The 7,177-nt window shown below is 61.9% G+C and carries 5 protein-coding genes; all 5 read left to right on the top strand.

Annotated elements, in window-relative coordinates; translation table 11 throughout:
* Window positions 1-163: 163 nt before the first annotated feature.
* The 5 genes from I6F20_RS33550 to I6F20_RS33530 all read left to right on the top strand — a co-directional run bounded on the left by I6F20_RS33550 (window position 164) and on the right by I6F20_RS33530 (window position 7,080).
* On the top strand, window positions 164-1,294 hold the full coding sequence (locus I6F20_RS33550) for a Re/Si-specific NAD(P)(+) transhydrogenase subunit alpha (protein ID WP_225130122.1): 1,131 nt from the start codon (window positions 164-166) through the stop codon (window positions 1,292-1,294).
* Window positions 1,295-1,316: 22 nt separating this feature from the next.
* The gene (locus I6F20_RS33545; protein WP_014492434.1) at window positions 1,317-1,634 is read left to right on the top strand and encodes a proton-translocating transhydrogenase family protein; all 318 of its coding nucleotides are present in this window, start codon (window positions 1,317-1,319) and stop codon (window positions 1,632-1,634) included.
* Between the two features lie 39 nt (window positions 1,635-1,673).
* Window positions 1,674-3,071, top strand: coding sequence for an NAD(P)(+) transhydrogenase (Re/Si-specific) subunit beta (locus I6F20_RS33540; protein WP_225130120.1), 1,398 nt, complete (start codon window positions 1,674-1,676; stop codon window positions 3,069-3,071).
* 418 nt (window positions 3,072-3,489) lie between these two features.
* On the top strand, window positions 3,490-4,749 hold the full coding sequence (locus tag I6F20_RS33535) for a Glu/Leu/Phe/Val family dehydrogenase (protein WP_225130118.1): 1,260 nt from the start codon (window positions 3,490-3,492) through the stop codon (window positions 4,747-4,749).
* 297 nt (window positions 4,750-5,046) lie between these two features.
* The gene (locus I6F20_RS33530) at window positions 5,047-7,080 is read left to right on the top strand and encodes a methyl-accepting chemotaxis protein (RefSeq protein ID WP_225130117.1); all 2,034 of its coding nucleotides are present in this window, start codon (window positions 5,047-5,049) and stop codon (window positions 7,078-7,080) included.
* Window positions 7,081-7,177 lie beyond the last annotated feature (97 nt).

Genomic DNA, 7,177 nt, shown 5'->3' with positions numbered 1-7,177 from the left:
CCCCCCCCCCCCAAAGAACGGCGCAGGGCATCTGATAGAGTCTGCCAAACGAGCCTTATATCCAGTGCGAACAAGTCATCACTACGAACCAATTCGGGCGTTCTGCAGGCCGGTGCGCTCGGAATACTGCTACGAAGACAGGCGGCGCTCGCCGGGAGGTGTCATGAAGATCGCCGTTGCCAAGGAAATCGATCCGTCGGAGCCGCGTGTCGCCGCTTCGCCTGATACGGTGAAGAAGTTTAGGGCGCTGGGCGCCGAAATCGCCGTGGAGGCGGGCGCCGGCATCAAGTCGGGCCTGCCGGATTCCGAATTCACCGCGGCCGGCGCCACCGTCAGCACTGACGCGCTCAAGGACGCCGATATCATCATCAAGGTGAAGCGTCCCGAGGCGTCCGAGCTGGCGCAGTACAAGCGCGGCGCGCTCGTCATCGCCATCATGGACCCTTACGGCAACGAGGCCGCGCTGAAGACGATAGCCGATGCCGGCGTCTCCGCCTTCGCGATGGAACTGATGCCGCGCATCACCCGCGCGCAGGTGATGGACGTGCTGTCCTCGCAGGCCAACCTCGCCGGTTACCGCGCCGTGATCGAGGGCGCCGAGGCGTTCGGCCGCGCCTTTCCGATGATGATGACCGCGGCCGGCACCGTGCCCGCTGCCAAGGTGTTCGTGATGGGCGTCGGCGTTGCGGGCCTCCAGGCGATCGCGACCGCGCGCCGCCTCGGCGCGGTGGTCACCGCGACCGACGTCCGGCCCGCGACGAAGGAGCAGGTGGAATCGCTCGGTGCGAAATTCCTCGCCGTCGAGGACGAGGAGTTCAAGAACGCGCAGACCGCTGGTGGTTACGCCAAGGAAATGTCTAGGGAGTACCAGGCCAAGCAGGCCGCGCTCACCGCCGAACACATCAAGAAGCAGGACATCGTGATCACCACCGCGCTGATCCCGGGCCGGCCGGCGCCGAAGCTCGTCAGCGCCGACATGGTCAAGTCGATGAAGCCGGGGTCGGTACTGGTCGATCTCGCCGTCGAGCGCGGCGGCAATGTCGAGGGTGCCAAGGCCGGTGAGGTCGTCGACCTCGATGGCATCAAGATCGTCGGCTACACCAACGTCGCCGGCCGCGTCGCGGCCTCGGCCTCCAGCCTCTATGCCCGCAACCTGTTCTCCTTCATCGAGACCATGGTCGACAAGAAAGAGAAGAAGCTCGCCGTGAACTGGGACGATGAGCTGGTCAAGGCCACGGCGCTGACGAAAGACGGCGCCGTCATCCACCCGAACTTCCAGCCCAAATCATCTTAAATCGGGTTTAAGGAGAGCCGCCATGGAGCATGCTGCACAGGTCGTCGACCCCTTCATCTTCCGGCTGTCGATCTTCGTTCTCGCCGTCTTCGTCGGCTATTTCGTGGTGTGGTCGGTGACGCCGGCGCTGCACACGCCGCTGATGAGCGTGACCAACGCGATCTCCTCGGTGATCGTGGTCGGCGCGCTGCTTGCCGGCGGCGTCGCGAATGTCTCGAGCGGCTCGGGCTGGGCCCGTGCCTTCGGCTTTGTCGCGCTGATCTTTGCCTGCATCAACATCTTCGGCGGCTTCCTTGTCACCCAGCGCATGCTGGCGATGTACAAGAAGAAGTCGAAGTAAGCGGCCACCTCGGGCTGATGGGATCAATGGGGACCTGAGATGAGCGCCAACCTCTCTGCATTTCTGTATCTCGTGGCGGGAGTGCTGTTCATCCTGTCGCTGCGCGGGTTGTCGAGCCCGGCTTCATCGCGCCAGGGCAATTTGTTCGGCATGATCGGCATGGCGATCGCGGTCGCCACCACGCTTGCCAACCATCCGCCGGCCGACGGGCTCGCCTGGGTGCTGGTGATCGTCGGCATCGCGATCGGCGCCGCGATCGGCGCGGTGATCGCCCGGCGCGTGCCGATGACGTCGATGCCGGAGCTGGTTGCCGCCTTCCACTCGCTGGTCGGCATGGCCGCGGTGCTGGTCGCCGCCGGCGCGTTCTACGCGCCCGAGGCTTTCGACATCGGTACGCCCGGCAATATCCACACCCAGAGCCTGGTCGAAATGTCGCTCGGCGTCGCCATCGGCGCGCTGACCTTCACCGGCTCGGTGATCGCATTCCTCAAGCTCTCGGCGCGCATGAGCGGCGCTCCGATCATCCTGCCGGCCCGCCACGTGATCAACGTCGCCCTCGCGGTGGCGCTGGTCGCCTGCATCGTCGGCCTCGTCGTCACCGGCAGCCTGGTGTTCTTCTGGCTCAACGTCATCCTGGCGCTTCTGCTCGGCGTGCTCATGATCATCCCGATCGGCGGCGCCGACATGCCGGTCGTGATCTCGATGCTGAACTCCTATTCGGGTTGGGCGGCCGCGGGCATCGGCTTCACGCTCGGCAATTCCGCGCTGATCATCACCGGCGCGCTGGTCGGCTCCTCGGGCGCGATCCTGTCCTACATCATGTGCCATGCGATGAACCGGTCCTTCATCTCGGTCATCCTCGGCGGCTTTGGCGGTGAGACCGCTGCGGCCGGCGGCGGTACGGGCGAGCAGAAGCCCGCCAAGCTCGGCTCGGCCGACGATGCCGCCTTCATCATGAAGAACGCCTCCAAGGTCATCATCGTGCCCGGCTACGGCATGGCGGTGGCGCAGGCCCAGCACGCGCTGCGCGAGATGGCCGACATCCTGAAGAAGGAAGGCGTCGAGGTGAAATACGCCATTCACCCGGTCGCGGGCCGCATGCCCGGCCACATGAACGTGCTGCTGGCCGAAGCCAACGTGCCCTATGACGAGGTGTTCGAGCTCGAGGACATCAACTCCGAGTTCGCGCAGGCCGACATCGCCTTCGTGATCGGCGCCAACGACGTGACCAATCCGGCGGCCGAAGAGGACAAGTCCTCGCCGATCTACGGCATGCCGGTGCTGCAGGTCTGGAAGGCCGGAACGGTGATGTTCATCAAGCGCTCGCTGGCTTCGGGTTACGCGGGCATCGACAACCCGTTGTTCTACCGCGACAACACCATGATGCTGCTCGGCGACGCCAAGAAGGTTACCGAGAACATCGTCAAGGCGATGTGAACGCCACGAGCTAAACATGGTTCAGAGCCTCTCTACTCTTGATCAAGATCAGCGCGGCCGCGCCATAGATTTGAACAACTGGCTCGCCTGATGGCCATGAGGCAATTTCATCTTGCTTGCTCGATTCGCTGTAATGCAAGCTTTCGGAGACATTGAGATGCCGCCGCCGCCCCTTTGGATCCCAGACTCGCAAGATACTCCAGACATTTCGCCTGCGACCACTTGGTTGCTGGCGATCGTGGCCGCCCTCGTCAATCTCGCTTTCGTGGCATTGGTCCTCTATTCGGCGTGAGCGCAAGCTGCGCTCTTGCGGTAACGGCGACCATCTCCACGTCCCGAAATCGCATCACCTGTTCAGGGCCCAAAGCGTCCCGACGCATGAGCGTTCAATTTTTCATATCCAGCTTGAGGAGCTAGCGTGACTGCATATCGTGGGCCAGTGTTTGAGATGGCCGTAAAGCAATTCGAGGTGATCGCGAATTACCTGAGCATACCGGATGATGCGAGACCGCGCCTGTTGTTGCCGAAGCGATCTGTCACAGTATCGTGTCCAATTCACCGGGATGATGGCACCACCGCGGTGTTCGAGGGCTACCGGGTACAGCATCATTTGACGCTTGGCCCGACAAAAGGGGGCACCAGGTTCGCGCCCACAGTCGACCTCGGCGAAGTTGCAGCGCTCGCCATTTGGATGAGCTGGAAATGTGCCCTGGTCGGATTGCCGTATGGCGGGGCCAAGGGCGGCATCAATGTCGACCCCTCGACCTTGTCGAAGCGCGAGCTTGAGGCGCTTTCGCGCCGTTATATGCAGGAAATGATCCCCTTCGTTGGGCCACACACCGATGTTATGGCTCCTGACCTCGGTACGAACGAGCAGATCATGGCCTGGTTCATGGATACTTATTCGATGTACCAGGGCCAAACCGTCACCGAGATCGTGACGGGCAAGCCCGTCAGCGCTGGTGGAACGCTCGGCCGTCGTGAAGCGACAGGCCGGGGTGTGGCTCATCTGGTCAGGCGCGCTGCAGACGAGCTCAAAATCCGTCTCAATGGCTCAACGGCGGTTGTTCAAGGATTTGGAAACGTCGGTTCGATCGCCGCGCTTGAGCTGCATAACATGGGAGTGAAAGTGATCGCGGTCAGCGATCACACCGGCGCGCTCTACCGCCCTCGTGGGCTCGACATACCACAACTGGTCCGGCACGCAGCCTCGCAAGGAAGCCTTGATGGCTACTCCAATGAGCTCGCTCTGGATCCTGCAGAGATCCTGACCGTGCCGTGCGACGTGCTTGTTCCGGCTGCCGTCGAACGGGTCATCGACGCTGGAATGGCCGCTAAACTGCGCTGCCGGATCCTTGCCGAAGGCGCCAACGGACCGACCACGCCGGAAGCTGACCGAATTCTGGAAGGACGCCAGGACGAGGTGTTCGTCATTCCCGATATTCTCTGCAATTCGGGAGGTGTTGTCGTCAGTTACTTTGAATGGGTGCAGGACCTTCAGCGATTGTTCTGGGAGGAGGAGGAAGTCATGCGCCGGGAGTATCAACTCCTGGATCGTGCTTTCGAGCGTGTCCTGGCGCGAAGCAAAGGCGAAAATCTGTTCAATCGCACCGCGGCCATGGCAATAGGCGTCGAGCGTGTTCGCGGTGCCAAGGAAACACGCGGCCTGTTCCCGTAAAAACCTAGTTCTTCCCTCGCGTGGAGCCGCCGTAGGCCCCCTATGCTGCCGCTAACGAGCCACTTGAATGATGAGCCCCAACTGACCTGTGCGCTCGTCCTGATGGTCTCCTTGGCGAGCACAAATGCACCCAATCCACTGGCAGATCGGTCTGTCTGCCAGTTCGCCCTAGACTTAGCTGGGCCGTCGCCGACAAACGGCAGCGGCATGTTTAGCGTTGAGTGATAGTCTCACGTCTTACAGTTTTTCATCGGCCGCAGGATTGGCAAGCCATGCGCCATTTAAGGAAAGAAAGCATTGTTCTCAGCTCTCACACTTCGCGCGCTCTCGTTCAAACGCACCCCATTGTGGCGCTTGCTCAAGCTGCAGATTCCGGCCAGCCGAACATTCAGTGCCTCCTTGCGATTAAAGATCGGCCTGCTTGGCATCATCGCGGTCATTGCGACCGGCGCGATCTGCCTGGTCGGGTTGAACCACGCGGCGCAGGTCCAGGGTGATGCGGACGAGGCCGCTCGCGTTCGTGACCGGTTTGCGGCGCTCTCCCAGAGCTTTCTGGAATCGCAACATGTGACGACCGAATTCCTGCGTCGGCGCGACGAGGCAATGATTGAGCGCCATGCCGAGCTGCTCAAGCACGAAATGGCGATGCTCGGCGACATCGAAGGCATTGCGGCGCGATTGCCTGAGGGCGATCCTCTCAAGAGCTCTTCCGGACTGCGGAGCGGGATCGACCTCTACGCCGCTCGCTTTCAGAACATCGTCTCGGCCGAGCGCGCGCTTGGTTTTAACGCCGAGGAGGGGCTCCAGGGCGGGCTGCGCACGGCCGAGCTTCAGCTGGAAGGGCGGCTTGCCGAGCTCGACCAGCCAAGGTTGACCGTTCTCATGGAGAGGATGCGCGGGTATGAAAAGGATTTCATGCTGCACGGCGAAGAAAAATACGGCCAGGATTTTGACAAGTCTGGCGCCGAATTCGCCGGGCTGCTGGCCACCTCAGATCTCTCACCGGGTATTCGCCCCGAACTTGAGAGGCTTCTCAAGTCCTATCAAGCCGCATTTTCTGCCTTCATGTTGGTCCAGCAGTCGCTGAACGAGGAGATGGAGGATATTGCCAAGGTTTATGGCAGCCATCGACCGGCATTGGCACAGGCAATTGCAGAAGCCGATCGCCGAAGCGCCGCGGCTGGCTTGCGCGCGGCAAATGCCCGCGATCTCCTGTTTTGGCTGGTGGTTGGGGCGATGGGCCTGGTCGCGACGTTTGCGCTGCTGTTCGGCCGTCGCATTGGCGGTGCCATTTCACGTATGACGGTGGCGATGCGTCAGCTTGGTGCCGGTCAGTTCGAGATTGTTCTGCCGGGTCTTGATCGTAAAGATGAGATCGGGGACATGGGACGGGCGGTCGAGGACTTCAAGCAGGGCATGCGCCTGAAGGCTGAGCGCGACCTTGCCGAACAGTTGGAACGCGACCGCCTGCAGGGCGAGCGAAGCCGCGCGGAGCTAGAGCGGCTTGCTGATGCGTTCGAGGCGGCCGTCGGTAACGTCATTCAGACGGTGGCTAACGCCTCCCGCCAGCTTGAAAGTGCGGCTCTTGGCCTCACTCAGTCGGCCAAGCACACGACCGGCGTTTCGAGCCACGTCTCGGCAGCATCCGACAGCGCCTCTTCCAATATCCAGCTCATTGCTGCCGCGACGGAACAGATGATGACCTCTGCCTCCGAAATTGGGCGGCAGGTGCAGGAATCCTCGAAGATTGCGCTGGAGGCGGTCCGCCAGGCGGCGCAGACTGACAGGCAGATCTCCGAGCTCACTGATGCGGCCGAACGGATCGGCGACGTCGTTCGGCTCATTGCGCAAGTGGCACGCCAGACCAACTTGCTTGCGCTCAACGCCACGATTGAAGCCGCACGTGCGGGCGAATACGGCACCGGCTTTGCGGTGGTCGCGCAGGAAGTCAAGGCTTTGGCGGATCAGACTTCTGATGCCACCTCGCAGATTGCTGCGCAAATCGGCGCGATGCAGTCGGTCGCCCGCAAATCGGTGATTGAAATCGTTTCCATTAGCGCAACGATCGACCGCATCTCGCAGATTTCGGGTGCTGTGTCGGAGTCTGTTGAACAGCAGCTGTTGGCAACGCGCGAGATTGCGCACAACATCCAGCAGACCGCCGCGCGAACCTCGGAGGTTGCGAGCGGAATGAGCCAGGTCGCCCATGGCGCCGCAACCACGGATACAGCGGCAGGCGGCGTCCTGCAGTCGGCGCAGGCGCTGTCCAAGAGCAGTTCTGAGTTGACCGCTGAATTGAGCCGCTTCATTGCATCCTTGCGACGAGCGTGAGCGGCCCAAGCGGTCGAGCAGCCAAAATGTCCCTTGTGCAGGAACACTCAATGCAACCCGATGACCGGCGAGATGAAATGGCGCGAAAGAGCGGACT

It is taken from the genome of Bradyrhizobium sp. IC3123, assembly GCF_020193625.1.
Classification (GTDB): domain Bacteria; phylum Pseudomonadota; class Alphaproteobacteria; order Rhizobiales; family Xanthobacteraceae; genus Bradyrhizobium; species Bradyrhizobium yuanmingense.
This window is presented reverse-complemented; position numbering and strand designations above follow the sequence as displayed.